The 15,055-nt window shown below is 36.3% G+C and carries 12 protein-coding genes, 1 pseudogene and 1 riboswitch; of the genes and pseudogenes, 7 read left to right on the top strand and 6 right to left on the bottom strand.

Going from position 1 to position 15,055, the window contains the following annotated elements:
- Positions 1–14 precede the first annotated feature (14 nt).
- Positions 15–530, top strand: a complete 516-nt coding sequence (locus BS34_RS0104780; protein WP_158660976.1) for a ribonuclease H family protein — start codon at positions 15–17, stop codon at positions 528–530.
- 107 nt (positions 531–637) lie between these two features.
- On the opposite strand, the gene BS34_RS0104775 is transcribed toward BS34_RS0104780, so the two are convergent.
- Positions 638–1,783 (bottom strand): fused response regulator/phosphatase, encoded by a 1,146-nt coding sequence (locus tag BS34_RS0104775; RefSeq protein WP_029407405.1) that lies wholly within the window; start codon positions 1,781–1,783, stop codon positions 638–640.
- Positions 1,770–4,220: a sensor histidine kinase gene (locus BS34_RS0104770; protein WP_029407404.1), complete on the bottom strand. Its 2,451-nt coding sequence runs from the start codon at positions 4,218–4,220 to the stop codon at positions 1,770–1,772. The genes BS34_RS0104775 and BS34_RS0104770 overlap by 14 nt, the downstream gene beginning before the upstream one ends.
- 578 nt (positions 4,221–4,798) lie before the next feature.
- Here BS34_RS0104770 and BS34_RS0104765 point away from each other — a divergent pair.
- Positions 4,799–5,263, top strand: a complete 465-nt coding sequence (locus BS34_RS0104765) for a peroxiredoxin (protein ID WP_029407403.1) — start codon at positions 4,799–4,801, stop codon at positions 5,261–5,263.
- A 479-nt stretch (positions 5,264–5,742) separates the two neighbouring features.
- Here BS34_RS0104765 and dbpA read toward each other — a convergent pair whose 3' ends face one another.
- The 3 genes from dbpA to glnS form a co-directional block, all read right to left on the bottom strand.
- Complete coding sequence (gene dbpA / locus BS34_RS0104760) at positions 5,743–7,119, bottom strand: ATP-dependent RNA helicase DbpA (RefSeq protein WP_029407402.1); 1,377 nt, start codon at positions 7,117–7,119, stop codon at positions 5,743–5,745.
- Between the two features lie 211 nt (positions 7,120–7,330).
- Complete coding sequence (locus BS34_RS0104755; RefSeq protein ID WP_233993139.1) at positions 7,331–7,768, bottom strand: DUF3010 family protein; 438 nt, start codon at positions 7,766–7,768, stop codon at positions 7,331–7,333.
- Between the two features lie 67 nt (positions 7,769–7,835).
- A complete protein-coding gene (gene glnS / locus BS34_RS0104750) occupies positions 7,836–9,515 on the bottom strand; it encodes a glutamine--tRNA ligase (RefSeq protein ID WP_029407400.1) in 1,680 nt (559 codons plus the stop codon).
- A 384-nt stretch (positions 9,516–9,899) separates the two neighbouring features.
- On the opposite strand from glnS, the pseudogene BS34_RS12200 reads away from it, so the two are divergent.
- Positions 9,900–10,178, top strand: a pseudogene (locus BS34_RS12200) (peptidylprolyl isomerase).
- Between the two features lie 23 nt (positions 10,179–10,201).
- On the opposite strand, the gene BS34_RS0104740 reads toward BS34_RS12200, so the two are convergent.
- Positions 10,202–10,492, bottom strand: coding sequence for a hypothetical protein (locus tag BS34_RS0104740; protein WP_029407399.1), 291 nt, complete (start codon positions 10,490–10,492; stop codon positions 10,202–10,204).
- 314 nt (positions 10,493–10,806) lie between these two features.
- On the opposite strand from BS34_RS0104740, the gene BS34_RS0104735 reads away from it, so the two are divergent.
- The 4 genes from BS34_RS0104735 to cobO all read left to right on the top strand — a co-directional run bounded on the left by BS34_RS0104735 (position 10,807) and on the right by cobO (position 15,018).
- Positions 10,807–11,040, top strand: a complete 234-nt coding sequence (locus tag BS34_RS0104735) for a DUF2798 domain-containing protein (RefSeq protein ID WP_029407398.1) — start codon at positions 10,807–10,809, stop codon at positions 11,038–11,040.
- Between the two features lie 150 nt (positions 11,041–11,190).
- Complete coding sequence (locus tag BS34_RS0104730; protein WP_029407397.1) at positions 11,191–11,898, top strand: DUF3581 domain-containing protein; 708 nt, start codon at positions 11,191–11,193, stop codon at positions 11,896–11,898.
- A 117-nt stretch (positions 11,899–12,015) separates the two neighbouring features.
- Positions 12,016–12,237, top strand: a riboswitch (cobalamin riboswitch).
- Positions 12,238–12,429: 192 nt separating this feature from the next.
- On the top strand, positions 12,430–14,304 hold the full coding sequence (locus tag BS34_RS0104725; RefSeq protein ID WP_029407396.1) for a TonB-dependent receptor plug domain-containing protein: 1,875 nt from the start codon (positions 12,430–12,432) through the stop codon (positions 14,302–14,304).
- 102 nt (positions 14,305–14,406) lie between these two features.
- The gene (gene cobO, locus BS34_RS0104720; RefSeq protein ID WP_029407395.1) at positions 14,407–15,018 is read left to right on the top strand and encodes a cob(I)yrinic acid a,c-diamide adenosyltransferase; all 612 of its coding nucleotides are present in this window, start codon (positions 14,407–14,409) and stop codon (positions 15,016–15,018) included.
- Positions 15,019–15,055: the final 37 nt, after the last annotated feature.

Raw genomic sequence — 15,055 nt, 5'->3', positions numbered from 1 at the left:
GCGACTCCCTAAAAATGCTTAACTCTAATGTTGTAAATTCAAAGGTTACCATCTACACCGATGGAGGTTATTTTGAAAAAATTGATATTGGGGGCTGGGGATTAGTTATCTTTGAAAATGACAAAGAAGTTTACAGAGACTCTGGTTGGCAGCGTCAAACCTCCAGTTTAGAGATGGAGTTAACCGCTGCACGCAATGCCCTTGAATACCTGAAAAGTCAAAATTCAATGTATTCTAATCAATCAGAAATGACTCAGCATTCTTGTCTCGATTCGTGTAACACTCTATACACCGATTCTAAAATTATTATTGAAGGTTTAACTGAAAAGTATAGCGTGTGGTGTCAAAATCAATGGCGCGTTAAATCAGGAAAAACGGTTGTCTACAAAGAATTATGGCAAGCCTTATCCAGCTTAACAACTAGCTTAGATATTCACTGGCAGTGGGTTAAAGGCCATAATGGAAATCAAGGCAATACCATTGCGGATCAGCTTGCTAGAGAAGCTGTATTACAGAGAAAATGCAGTTAATAGCGAGTTATCGAAAAATATTTAAGCCACAATCAAGCACCGTTAAGCATTTTTATTAAGCCTACAAACCAACGCATACAGACTCGACCTAACAATTAAAACTCTGTTCAAGCATTAAAACTCAATTCAAGCATAGTCGCATCATCTTTAAGTGGCTGACCTTCACTAAACATCTCAAGACGATTTAGCATTATGTCAATTGATAACGATTGTTTAGCAATCTCATCAATAACTTTCAAGACATTTTCTGCCCCAAAATACTGTTTTTGTGTATTTATCGCCTCACTAATTCCATCGGTATAAACAAACAATTTATCCCCCATCGTTATATCAAATCTAGCCGGCTGGACGTTATGTTGACTAAACTCAACAATCCCTAATGCAAGCGATATAGAAGGAATTAAAGTGAAGGTTTGTTGGTCATAAAAGATAGCATCAGGCAATCCAAAATTCCAGATAGTTACCTGGTTTTGAGTTTTATCCCAATCAATATAAACTGCAGCTAAAAATTGATTAGTCGGTAATTTACAAAACAATTCGTTATTTATCACCTTAAGAATAAATTCAGCAGAATGATTTTCCTCAACTAAAGCATAAAACAGGGAAGAAGCCAAAGGGCCAGCAATAGCGGCATGTAATCCATGCCCGGTAAAATCGCCCATTAAAATCTGTTGATGATTATCTTGATTGGTTGCCGATAGGACTATATCACCGCTAGATTTTTCAATGGGTAGAGACATAACGTCTAGGTTATTTGAATCAAAACGTTTATCAGCATGCATACTTTCTAAAATCTGCTCTATATAAGAGCGTTCTTTTTTCAGGACTTGATTATGATGTTCCAATATTTTTCTAGTAAAACTGAGTTCAAGCTGAGTATTAATTCGCGCTAATAAAATCGCCTCTGTAAACGGTTTAGTAATGAAATCTACCGCTCCCATTTGCAGACCTTTTTTTTCATCATCAACTTTCATCATTGCGGTTAAAAAAATAACGGGGATATGATGAGTGGCAGGATTTTCTTTTAGCGCTTTGCAGACCTCATAGCCAGAGATTCCCGGCATGTTAATATCTAATAAAATTAGGTCTGGTATCGTATCTTTCACAAAGTCTAAACACAACTCTCCGCTTTCAAGCATAGTAAGTTGGTAGCGATTTTCAATCATATCTTCTATGATAAATCGATTCATCGGTTCATCATCAACAGCCAAAATAAGAGGTTTATCAAAAAACCTAAATTTATTCAGAGGCATCATTAACTCCATCTACTGCGTATAAAGGTACAGGTAACGTAAACCTAAATACCGCACCTTGAACGGCATTTTGAACAGTCCAATTTTCACCCCAAATTTTACCTTTGTGAGCGGAAATAATTTCCTTACTTATGGCTAAGCCAAGCCCCGTCCCCCCTGTATTAGCAGCAGAGAGTTTACTTTGGATGAACTTATCAAATATCAGATCAATTTCATCGGAATTTATTCCATCACCGCTATCTTGTAAAGAAAATACGATTGACTCAGAACCATTAGTCTCAACAGAAATTTCAATTTTCTGGTTTTGAGGGGTGTGCCTAATAGCATTACTTAATAAATTGGAAATAACCTGGGCAATTCGGCTTTCATCAAAGACTGCCATGTAGTCAGATTCTTGAACAATGAGTTCAATATTTTTTTCTTTTAACAAAGGAGATTGTTCATTAATACACGCTAAAATGACCGGCTTAATATTTTGATATTTAAAATCGAACTGCATCATTCCTGACTCTAGTTTTTCAGAGTCTAAGACATTATTTAGTAATGACATTAATCTTTGCGCACTGCTATTAATATTCTTAAAATAACGCTGTAACTGTTCTTGAGAAGCGCTTAAATAGCGAGATTCGCCTAATTGTGAATAGCTTAGCACTCCATGAAGAGGGGTTCTAATATCATGAGACATCTTAGCTAAGAAGTCTGACTTTGCTTTATTGGCCGCAATTGCATGCTCTCTTGCCAATTTCAATTTGCTCTCAAGTTGTTTAGGCTTAGAGATATCTCTAAATGCAATGTGAACAACCGTTCTTCCAAAGTACTCTAGGCGTGTTAATACTATATCCGTCCAAAATTCCTCTCCGTTTGCTCGTTTATTGACCCACTCATAACGGTGAGTTCCCTTTTCTAAACAGATCTGTAACATCCTAAAACCTTTACGATATGAAAGCTCTCCATCAGGTTGATACTTAGGCGCAAAGACTCTGTTAGGCAAACTTAAAAGTTGTTCTTTTGATTTATAACCAAAAATTTTCACTGTCGCTTGATTGCAATCTACAACATGACGACCCTCACTAATAAAAATTCCATCAGCAGATTTTTCAAAAATCGTTTCAAAAGCTTGCTTTTGGTCATTCAGATCCCGTGTTGCTTTATTAATTTCTTTTTGAAGCTGAGCATTACTTAAACTTAAGTCTCTATTAATAATTTGCTCTGTAATATTTCGAACAAATGCAATCGTGACATATTCATTTTTCATTTTAAATTTATTAGCACTCACCTCAACATCAATTTGTTGCCCATTATTATCTTGATGAATCGTTTGGAAGAGTCGCTTTTTACCCACTTCAATGCCCGCACAAATATCAGCTATTTCCTCAGCACTATATTTACAATCAATTTGGCTTATACTCATTCTCAACAAGTCTTCTCGAGAGTAACCTAATACCTTACAAGCTTCATCATTTACATCCAAAATAGAGCCATCACACCTTAGTAAATAATACGCTTCTGAACTTTGATTAATGATATCTTGATAATGCCTTTTCTGGCTATTAAGAATGGTTTCTCTTTGCTTGATTTTTAACCAAAAACGTAATAACCAGAAAATGAGTAAACTAAATAAAAGACTAAGACCTAATCCTTTTACCCAGAATTTTTGCAACGATTGATGACTGAGTATTTTGTATTCTGGTATATCTTTAAGATTTATTGCAATTAGCATTTTCCAAGATTTATCGGCAAAAGGCATTAAATACTCATTCTCTCGATAAAGCTTTCCACTCTTATCATAAGACTTTCCAGAAGAGAAAAATGAGTCTAAAGGACTTTGCTTATCAAAAAAAGACAGTCTAAGATTCTTCTCAATTAATGAATTAGCACGAAGATTTTCAATAAAACGTTTTAGATTAAAGCGTAAGACAACATAACCCTTAAAAGTTTGTTGATTATCATAGACGGCTTGATAAAAAAGGGTGTTAACACCATTTGTGTTAGATTGAATAACAGAATGTGGAGTGGTAGCGATTGTTAATTTGCTTTGTTCAGCAAGCAACATAGCCTGTTTTTCAGAGGCATTTAAATGAACATCTGAGCCAATCAACTTATCATTTTCTTCAATAGAAGAAACGTATCTAAAAACGGCATAGTTATGATTCTCATTGGTGAGAAACACCTCAGCATAACGCTCAAAATCTTGTTTAGATATATTCTTAGACAGCTTGAACAAGGCGGCCAAACTATTTAAACGTTCAAGCTCTCTTTTTAAGGCGTTGGTAATCGTATTATTCGCATTAACAGAAACTTGATTGAACGTATTCTCCAAAATTTCAATATGTTTACTTTCTGAATGATTTTTCCACTCCCAAGAGATTAGCAATCCTAAAAAAAAGACTGAAGCACTCAAGAAATAAATAAGTTTATTTGATAATTTAAACGTCACGAAGAAATTATATTCCTAGAATTTTGGAGCCCATAGACACATGCGAAGGTCTCATATTACAAGATAAATCCATTCTAACTGATACATAAACTCATGGCGTAAATTTATGTATAGCTGCTCTTAATATGCGAATTCAAGAGTTCTTGTTTAAGAGGAATACCCATAATTATTTTAAGGGCGATATTCAAGATAATATTCGTTAATATAAATGCTATAAGAGACCTTTGCGCGAGAGTATGCACGAGTAAAAATGGTTCTAGGTGCCCCTTGAGGGTAAAAATTCACCCGATTTTTGTTGTACCCCAAGGGTACTTCCGATGGGCGACAACTTGCGAATAGCTAGCTATTCCCTACGTTTTCCGCCGCAATCAGGCAAATTTTCCCTCATTTTTCTTTCACACCTATCTCGTGCAAAGGTCTCTATAAATCACTCATAAAGACCTTCGTACGAACCGGAGAGGTAAAAAAGTGAAAACATTCTTTAGATTTTTAGCCTAAATATAGAGGATTATTGACTTTTTTACATTCATCCACTCTTGTAAAGAAAGGTCTCTCATATTCACTTAAAGGTTTTTATTATGCTTAAAGTCTCACAAATTGCACCAGCCATCTCAAGTCCTAATCACAATAACCAGATGATTCATCTTGCTGATTTTAAAGGACATAAAAATGTTGTACTATATTTTTACCCAAAAGATGATACCCCAGGGTGTACGATTGAGGCCAATGACTTTACCGCTTTAGCCAATGAATTTTCTGAGGCAAATACCGTGGTTATTGGGGTAAGCAAAGATGATTGCGGCAGCCACCAGGCTTTTATTGAAAAGTTTGGACTTAAGGTTGCACTATTAGCCGATACTTCAGGCGAAGTTTGCGAAGCTTACGATGTTTGGCAATTAAAAGAAAAAAATGGTGTCTCTAAAATGGGCATTGTTCGTTCGACTTTTATTATAGATAAAAGCGGTACATTAGCTTATGTTGAATATGGCGTTTCACCAGACGGACATGCTGCCGCTATGTTAGAAAAAGTGAATGCTCTATAACAGACCTTTAAAAACGGCTTTGCAAGACTGAAAATGGTTATAAACCAGATTTTAATACAAAAAACGAGTGGCTCAATGGTTAAAAGTAGAAAATTCAACTTAATCTGACAGAACAACAGTCAAATACTATTCTAATTTAATACCCCACCATAATGAGATTAGAATTATTTTCACTTCTGCGGCGCTTTACATTGAAGCTTGGACAAACGCCATAAGTCCCCTTGTAATAAATGGTGCAAGGTTCTTAGCGTATTGAACGGTAAAAAAACGCTGCTGTTTGAGCGTAGCTAGTTCAGCGTTTTCAGTTCACAAGCTTAGAACTTGCCCATTTATGGAGCGGGGTTTGTTTTTTTGGTTACTTTTTGCCAAATTGCAAAAAGTAACGGGAAGCCTGCGTGACAAAATTTAAGGCAAAGGCGTAATATTTTAAAAGGCTTCTCAATCGCTGTACTGTCTGATTAAATCTAAGCTTTTACAAATTAAACACGTCCTACTTTAAACTTGCGGCCTTTAATTTTATTTTGGTTTAAACCACGCACGACTTCTGCTTCATAACCACGTTCAATGGCCACGTAACTAGAGTGATCAACCACATCTATTTTTCCCACGTGTTTGCCTTCTAAACCAACTTGCTTAGTAATTGCTCCCAAAATATCTCCGCGGCGCACTTTGTCTTTACGACCACCAGAAATATAAAGTGTTACATATTCTGGCTGAACTCGATTAGACCGAGACTGCGGCAAACGTTCAATAGATTCATATTCCAGAGCATGACCTTGATAGCTACTCAAGTGGTCTAATTTATAACGCTCTTTTTCAGTAAAAAGAGTAATCGCCTTACCTTCTAAACCTGCACGCCCTGTTCGACCAATACGGTGAGTATAAGTCTCTTGATTACGTGGCAATTCATAGTTAATAACCGCGGGTAGCGCTTCAATATCTAAACCTCGAGCAGCGACATCTGTTGCTACTAAAAAATTGGTACTGTGGTGTTTAAAACGAATCAAAATTTGCTCTCGTTCTCGCTGTTCCATATCGCCATGCAAGGCAACGGCATCAAAACCTTTCTCTTCAAGAAAATCCATGACTTCTTGTACCAACGCTTTGGTATTACAAAAAATCATCGCATGTTCAAATTCATTCACTGACAATATACGCACTAAACTCGCCAGCTTATCTTTGTGATGACACATATAAAACAACTGTTCAATGCTTGCAGAATCATGATGTGACTCAACCGCAATTTGCATAGGATTCTTTTGAAAACGGCGACTAATGTATTCAATATCATCGGGAAAGGTTGCCGAAAACAATAAGGTTTGGCGCGTGTGTGGCGTATAACCAATAATATCGACCATCTCTACTTTAAAACCCATCTCTAACATACGGTCAGCTTCATCCAACACTAGAGTATGGATTTGTGAAATATCGAGATTATTTTTTTGAATATGATCTTTTAAACGCCCTGGTGTACCCACAACAATATGTGCACCATGTTCTAAAGACGCAATTTGGGGACGCATGGGAATTCCGCCCGATAAGACGATAATTTTTATATTCGATTGAAAACGAGCTAAACGTCTAAGTTCTTCAGCAACCTGATTACTTAGTTCTCTTGTTGGGCAAATAACCAAACCTTGAACGGTCATATTAGACATATCCAATTTATTCAGCATCGGAATACCAAACGCGGCTGTTTTACCACTCCCCGTTTTGGCTTGAGCAATTAAATCATGCCCACCCAATGCCAAAGGTAACGCCTCGTTCTGAATTGGGGTCATCGATGTATAGCCCAATTGGGTAAGGTTATTTAACTGAGACTTAGGTAAATCAAGATGTTCAAAATTGCTTGGCATGGGATTACTCATTTGGATTATTTTGTATTGACTACAGAGACAGGAAAGTTTTAAAAATAGTTTTTACCAGGCCTGGTAAATTTAAAACTAAGTTGCCATTTAGCGACTTATCGCTCTTATTGAGAGAAAGTTATCTCATTTAAACATTTACTCTCTTCATGACTTCCTGATTTGTGAATTCGTGTCTTTGTGTCTTTGTGGTATCAAAAACTTACCATTCGTGTTTACTGGCATAATAAGAAAATGCCGCCATAAAAGCCGTCTCTTGGAATTTTTTAAGGCCTGTTTCTGCAAAACTAATTGGTAAAGGATAATGTTTTAAATGCACTTTTTGGTCACTTGCAGACATTAAAACAACCTTTAAACCATCAATCAACTGAATCGCTGCTTCAAGTTTAAAGCCATTAGCTCCACCCGCAAACTTGCCTTTTTTCATACGCTCTTTAATGACAACGGTATCAATTTGATAATCTGTCATTAACTGCTTGAACGTCTTTTGAAAATATTGCAGGTCATTAACGGTATCTGGGTTTTGGCAGGTAATACGACGCACACGACACTCAGGTAGGTTAAAAATCTCGTTATCAACGGTTAGTAAACTAATTACCGCATCATTACCACTCAGCTCTACACCACAAATTCGCATCATGTTATTTATTCCTTTTTGTCTCTTAGTGACCTTTGCAAAGGCCTCTCTTGGCTTTAAATTAAAGTCATTACTTTTTTGACCAAGTATCGCGCAAGGCAACCGTGCGGTTATAAACTTGTTGTTCTCCCGATTGATTATCTCTACAGAAATAACCCTCGCGTTCAAATTGGTACGCCTGTTCAGGCTTTGAATCAACCAGGCCTGGTTCAATATAGCCCTGTTTTACACTTAATGATTCTGAATTAATCACCGCTTCAAAATTATCTTCTTTTGCTGGGTTTTCTACTGTAAACAAACGGTCATATAATCTAAATTCAGCAGGCACCGCTTTAGAAGCTTCAACAAAATGAATAACGCCTTTTACCTTACGTCCATCCGCTGGGTTTTTACCATGCGTGTCAGGGTCATAGGTACAATAAACCGTCGTCACATTGCCATCTGCATCATACTCAACACGTTCACCTTTAATCACATACGCATTACGTAAGCGCACTTCTTTATCTAACGCCAAACGCATAAACTTGCGGTTTGGTGCCACTTCAGAGAAGTCTGCACGGTCAATATACAACTCTTTACCAAAGAAGATTTCACGTTTACCCATCTCTTCGTTTTGCGGATGAATCGGCGCCATTAATGCTTGTGGCTCACCCTCATAGTTTTCAATCACTAATTTAATAGGGTCTAATACGGCCATTGAACGCGGTGCTACTTTATTTAAGTCATCACGTACTGCCGCTTCTAAAACCGTCATTTCGGTCATACTATCGACTTTAGAGATACCAATACGTTCGGCAAAATCACGAATAGATGCAGGCGTATAACCACGACGACGCATACCAGAAATAGTGGGCATACGAGGGTCATTCCAACCTTCTACCAAATTATCATCCACCAACTGATGTAACTTACGCTTAGACATTACCGTGTATTCTAAGTTTAAGCGCGAAAACTCATACTGATGTGGGCGGTCTGGCTTATTAAAATCATTTAAATGCTCTAATACCCAGTCATACAAACGGCGGTTGTCTTGAAACTCTAAGGTACATAAAGAGTGAGTAATGCCTTCAATCGCATCAGAGGTACAGTGCGCAAAGTCGTACATTGGGTAAATGCACCATTTATCGCCCGTTTGGTGATGGTGTTCAAAACGCACTCTATAAAGCGTTGGATCGCGCATACACATAAAAGAAGATGCCATATCAATCTTGGCACGCAATACACACTCACCCTCTTTAAACTCTCCGTTTTTCATTTTGGTAAACAGAGCTAAGTTCTCTTCAACAGAAGTATCGCGATATGGGCTATCTTTACCAGGTTCTTTTAAAGAACCACGATATTCTCGGCTTTCTTCTGCATTTAAAAAGCAAACATAAGCCAAACCTTTTTCAATTAATTCAGTAGCATATGCATAAAATTGATCAAAGTAGTTTGATGAATAGCAAATTTCATCCGCCCACTGAAAACCTAACCAGTTCACATCATTTTTGATAGAATCAACATACTCCATGTCTTCTTTTGCAGGGTTAGTATCATCAAAACGAAGATTACATTTACCGTTATAATCGGCAGCCGTACCGAAGTTTAAGCAGATTGATTTAGCGTGACCAATGTGCAAATAGCCATTAGGTTCTGGTGGAAAACGTGTATGAACTTGCTTATGCTTTTGCTGAGCTAAGTCTTCGTCAATAATATTGCGAATAAAGTTTACTGGGCGATCAACTGCTTCGGATTTACCGTTATTACTCATCTATCTAAAAACCTGTTAAATGCTATTGAAACCGGCCTAACGAACTACCAGGCCTGGTAAGAAATAAATAGCGCAAATTATAGCATTATTGACCATGTCTTTAGATAAATATAAGGTGAGACCTTTGCACGAGAGTATGCACGAGTAAAAATGGGTAAAATTCACCTGATTTTTGTTAAAAACCTTGAGAATAGCTAGCTATTCCCTGCGTTTTCCGCCGCAACCAGGCAAATTTTTACTCATTTTTCTTTCACACCTATATCGTGCAAAGGTCTCAAAGTAACCAGGCCAGGTGTAAGTATTCGCATATAAAACTAACTTGCACTAAGCTAATCAAAAATTGCAACAAATACTTTTCAAGATAAAAAATAAAAAAGGATAAAAATGGCTTTAGCTTGCGCAAGACATATTCTAGTTAAAACAAAATAAGAAGCTGAAAAGCTCAAACAACAGCTTGCAAAAGGCGCTGATTTTGGCACATTAGCTAAAAAACACTCTCTATGCCCGTCTAAAAAGAAAGGGGGAAACTTGGGTGAGTTTAGACCAGGAAGCATGGTTAAAGCATTTGATAATGTCGTGTTTAAACTTCCTGTATTAACGGTTCATGGACCTATTAAAACTAAATTTGGCTATCATTTGATTGAAACTATTTATCGAAACTAACCATTTAATTTTTGCCTATGGCTTTAGCAATCTCCATTTAAATCTAAGCTACGCTCCATGATATTAAAGCGTAAATCTAACCGAATCCTGTCAAAAATGGCTTGTGTCATACCATTTAAATTTTGTATATCTTCAGCCTCCGTACACTCATATACTTCACAATGCATGGCTATTGATTCTGCTAAGCTCTGGCTTATTTCAAGCGATTCTGCAATATCATATGATGCCTCTATATTGACATTAACAGGGGCTGAATAGATTAATGGACTAAATAAAAAAGCTAAGCTCAAAATCATAACTGAGGTAAATTTCATAAACCCTCCTATTGAAATCAACTTGAGTCAAAAACCATAGAATACAAACTTGTATAACTTCTACAGGGCAAATTTATAATTTAAAAATAGATCAGCAATAGATTAAAACCGGTAACACCCTGTAATTAAAAGAGAATTAATCCTACTTTATGATTTAATCATACACCTCTTTTAAGATGAGACCATTGCAAGATTCGATGAATGCATAAAAAAGGCTATAATCTTCCATCTTCTGCTTAAAAAATTCTCGCTATTTTCTGAACCCCTGGCTCGTGAAAACCCTCAACGTAAAACAAAAAAACAAGGATTAATAAATGATTCATCAAAAACATCATAAAGTCGTTTTTTCATTTTTTATGTCACTCCTCATGTCCTGCATTATGTCTTTAGTTATCAGCTTATTTAATGTAGGGTTCGTCGAAAATATTATTGAAATATGGTTAAAAGCCTGGTTATTTGCATTTGCCGTTGCCTTCCCTACCATTTTTCTCATTTCACCCTTAGTTCATAAATTGGTTAACTTAGTCCTCAAAGATGAACACAAATAAGCCTATTAAAGCTTAATTAACCAATTTAATAAAAATAAAACGACTCATTATTTTCATTAAAAAGATGATTATTTTCATATATTTGGGTATGATTCCTCGCTTATTTAAAAAATCTTATGATTTACCCCATTTTTAGTTTATCGAGAAAACATGTACTTAGACGCTTTTCATACCATTCAAAACAATTTAATCCAAATTACTCCAGAGCAAGGTAGCCGTTTTGCAAAAGAAGTCTCTAACGACTTTAATCCATTGCACAACCCTGAATCAAAACGTTTCTGTGTACCCGGAGATTTACTTTTTGCGATGACCTTGGCTCGCTTAGGTTTATCAAAAAAAATGCAATTTAATTACACTGGCATGGTAGGAAAAGGAGTGGAGCTAGCTTTTCCAGAAACGGATGCACAAACATTCACTATTAAAGATGTTAATGACAAAAGCTATTTAGAAGTCAACCGAGAAGGTGAGACCTCTCAAGACATGGAATTTATTGAAGGTTTTTCACGAGCTTATGTTGCGTTCTCTGGTCACAGTTTTCCGCATATATTAGTGCCATTAATGCAACAGCATAATGTCATGATTAACCCACAACGCCCTACCGTTATCTATAAAAGTATGGCGTTTGAATTTGAGCATTTAGATATAAAAGCACCATCGCTAAAATTAAGCAATTCAACTTTAGAGGTTAACGGCAAACGCGGTAAAGTTCGTATTGAATTTGATATTTTAGACGGCGATCAAAAAGTTGGTTTTGGTTGCAAAAGCATGGTATTAAGTGGTTTACGTGAATACCAACAATCTGAAGTAGAAAGCTTAATTAATCTTTACGAAACCTCTAAAAACAACTACCTAGCCTAAAACTCAATCGTTATAACTAGGTTCTACCAGGCCTGGTTATGCAAACCTTTCTCAAATAACATTCATATTTCTTTACGTTTTTATTAAGAAACCCTTGTTTTTCAAATCTAGCTAAGTACAATCTAGCTTTTTTCAGGTGCTTTACTAATTGAAGCTTTTCAAAAGGGTAAAGTTAAACGGGAAGTATGGTGCGAAGGGTTTTAATCCTTCTATTCCAGCGCTGCCCCCGCAACGGTGATAGAGAAAACAGATTACTTTAGCCATTGGAACGTTCGTTCTGAGAAGGCAATCTGAAATTGCTCTTAAGCCCGGATACCGGCCTGAAACTACCAGGCCTGGTAATTTCAGGCCAAAACCGATTGCGGTGGGCAATACGGAGATAAGCCAAATACTCTTTGCACATTATCAATGCAAAGATGCCAAAGTAATTTATCTAAGCAGACCTCTATTCCTTTTAATGGAATCGGTTATCACTAACCAGGCCTGTCCGTTTGCCTTCGTTCATTAAAACTTATGAATTGAAGGAATATCATGAAACTCTCAAAAATATCTGCGGCTATTTTAGTTGCTACCATTTCACAAAACGTCTTTGCTGAAACCACAAATTTAGACAAGATTGTTGTGACAGCAAACAATATGTCTCAAAACATTCAATCAATCACCAGCCAAATTAACGTTATTACACGCGAAGAGATAAAAGAAAAGCAGTATCAAACGCTGCAGCAAGCATTGCAGCAAGTACCAGGTGTTAACTTATATAATAATGGTGGACCTCTTCAAGCTACCAGTATTCAAATGAGAGGTTCTTCATCAGGGCAAGTTCTTGTAATGGTTGATGGAATCGCTATTAATGACCCTTCTGGCTTTGGTGCAAACCTAAACTCAGTGGCACTACAAGACATAGAACGCATTGAAATCTTAAAAGGCCCGCAAGCAGGTGTATGGGGTGCAAATGCAGCCGCAGGTGTTATTAATATTATTACTACGCAAGCTAAATCAGGTGAACAAGGTCAAGTTAATATTGAGTTAGGTTCAAACAATACAAAAAAATTGGTTGCTGGTTTAAGTGCTGCTAATGAACAAGGCGATTTTGCTTTTTCAATTTCAAATATCAATAGCGATGGATTTTCAACAATTATGCCTGTAAACGGTGATGCCAGTGATGGTGAAAATGATGGCTATTCTCAAACAGATTTTTCACTCAAATTAGGCGTTAACTTAAATAAGCATCATCGTTTGGAAACGTTTATTAAAAAAGGCACCACCAATACTGATTTTGATTCAGGTTTTCCTATTGACACTAATGACACTCTTTCTAATTCAGACATGAATAGTACTTTGCGTAAATTGCAATACATTTATAACCAAGACCGTTTTAATCTGCGAATTTACCTAAGTAAATTTGAAATTGATCGAACAGTAACTGACCCATTTTCTACAGCTTATTACAAAGGCGATATAACTGAAAAAGGCGCTGTTGCAAATTATGAATATTTAAAAAATCAAACTTTTGCAGCTGGGTTAACCCAAACCATCACCAATGGTTTAAGCGACTATTACGGTGTATCTACTTCTGAATATCAATCCACTGGATTGTTTGTATCAAATACAAACCACTTTAACAATGGTTCTTTAATCCTAACCGAATCTATCAGAAAAGATAATTATGACAACAATTTTGATGATAAATTAACTGGCAAGATTGGCTTTAAGAACTACTTTACGCCTGATGTTTATCTTAGTGGACAATATGGAACCGCTTATAACGCACCATCACTATATCAGTACACTCATCCTGTACCAGGATTTAATCTTCAACCTGAAACAACAGAGGGATATGAGGTTAATTTAGGAGTTTATGGTCTTCAACTTAGTTATTACAATAATGAAATTAGTGATTTATATTCCTATGACTCTACCAGTTTTGGTTATTACAACGAATCAGGAAAAAGTAATTTAAAAGGCATGGAAATTAGCTATTCTCACTATTTTAATACACTGGATACTGAGCTATATTTATCATATGAAACATTAAGTGCAAAAGATTCCAATAATAAATGGTTAGGACGTCGTCCAGAATCTCAAGCAAACTTAAATGTAAGTTATGATGGATTTAAAAACACGGTGTTAGGTATTGAAACACGTTATATTGGGCAAATGAATGATAGAAATGAAGCCAATGGACAGAGTGCACAAATAGGTGATTACTTTACGACTAACTTAACAGCAAGTTACCGTATCAATAAAAATCTAGCTATCTATGGCCGAGTTGTAAATGCGTTTAATGAAAATTATACAAATGCAGTAGCAAATTACTCTTCTACTTATGATACAAGTTCCCCTGTTCAAGATATCTATAATAACGGTGGTCGCCAATTCTTTATTGGTGTTCAAAGCAGTCTTTAATGTAAAACGTTCATAACATAAAACACGGTATATACTCATCATCGTGTTTTATGTTTGTCTGGCAATAATTTATAAGACAGTACTTAAATTTAGAGAAACAATATGACTCAACAAAATACAAAACAAGACCAATATCACAAGGTTCGCATGGAGCGAAAAAAAGCCCAAATTGATGCTTCAATTGAACGTGCTAATGATGAAAAAGGCATTTTATTAGTGATTACCGGTAATGGTAAAGGTAAATCAACTTCAAGTTTTGGCATGGTGGCCCGTGCTTTAGGTCATGGGATGAAAGTTGGGGTTTGTCAGTTTATTAAAAGCCGTACTGATACGGGTGAAGAGGCTTTTTTTAAACAACAACCTAATTGTGAATGGCATGTCTTAGGTGACGGTTTTACTTGGGACACCCAAGATAGAAAACAAGATATTGAAACCTCTGAAAAAGGTTGGGAAGTCGTCACTAAAATGCTAAATGATCCAAGCTACGATTTAGTGGTATTGGATGAACTTACTTATCTATTAAGTTATGAATATCTCGATAAAAACTTAGTACTAGACACCATTCAAAACCGACCTGAGATGCAGCATGTTGTAGTAACAGGCCGAACCGCAATTTCTGAGTTACGCGATTTAGCCGATACTGTTTCAGACATTAAAGATGAAAAACACGCTTATACAAGTGGTATTAAGGCACAAAAAGGTGTGGATTTATAGTGCGCTTTCAATCTTATTTATTTAGGCGGAATAATAT

The organism is Thiomicrorhabdus sp. Milos-T2 (assembly GCF_000702325.1).
Taxonomy (GTDB): domain Bacteria; phylum Pseudomonadota; class Gammaproteobacteria; order Thiomicrospirales; family Thiomicrospiraceae; genus Thiomicrorhabdus.
Note: the sequence above shows the minus strand (reverse complement) of the source record. Positions and strands in the feature narration are given on the sequence as shown.

What these genes read in the sequence shown, in the direction of transcription:
- BS34_RS0104740 (WP_029407399.1), bottom strand. Translation starts at nt 10,492, where the DNA reads ATGAAATTTACCTCAGTTATGATTTTGAGCTTAGCTTTTTTATTTAGT.
- glnS (WP_029407400.1), bottom strand. Translation starts at nt 9,515, where the DNA reads ATGAGTAATAACGGTAAATCCGAAGCAGTTGATCGCCCAGTAAACTTT.
- cobO (WP_029407395.1), top strand. Translation starts at nt 14,407, where the DNA reads ATGACTCAACAAAATACAAAACAAGACCAATATCACAAGGTTCGCATG.
- BS34_RS0104730 (WP_029407397.1), top strand. Translation starts at nt 11,191, where the DNA reads ATGTACTTAGACGCTTTTCATACCATTCAAAACAATTTAATCCAAATT.
- BS34_RS0104775 (WP_029407405.1), bottom strand. Translation starts at nt 1,783, where the DNA reads ATGCCTCTGAATAAATTTAGGTTTTTTGATAAACCTCTTATTTTGGCT.
- BS34_RS0104780 (WP_158660976.1), top strand. Translation starts at nt 15, where the DNA reads ATGCTTAACTCTAATGTTGTAAATTCAAAGGTTACCATCTACACCGAT.
- BS34_RS0104725 (WP_029407396.1), top strand. Translation starts at nt 12,430, where the DNA reads ATGAAACTCTCAAAAATATCTGCGGCTATTTTAGTTGCTACCATTTCA.
- BS34_RS0104735 (WP_029407398.1), top strand. Translation starts at nt 10,807, where the DNA reads ATGATTCATCAAAAACATCATAAAGTCGTTTTTTCATTTTTTATGTCA.
- BS34_RS0104755 (WP_233993139.1), bottom strand. Translation starts at nt 7,768, where the DNA reads ATGATGCGAATTTGTGGTGTAGAGCTGAGTGGTAATGATGCGGTAATT.
- dbpA (WP_029407402.1), bottom strand. Translation starts at nt 7,119, where the DNA reads ATGCCAAGCAATTTTGAACATCTTGATTTACCTAAGTCTCAGTTAAAT.
- BS34_RS0104765 (WP_029407403.1), top strand. Translation starts at nt 4,799, where the DNA reads ATGCTTAAAGTCTCACAAATTGCACCAGCCATCTCAAGTCCTAATCAC.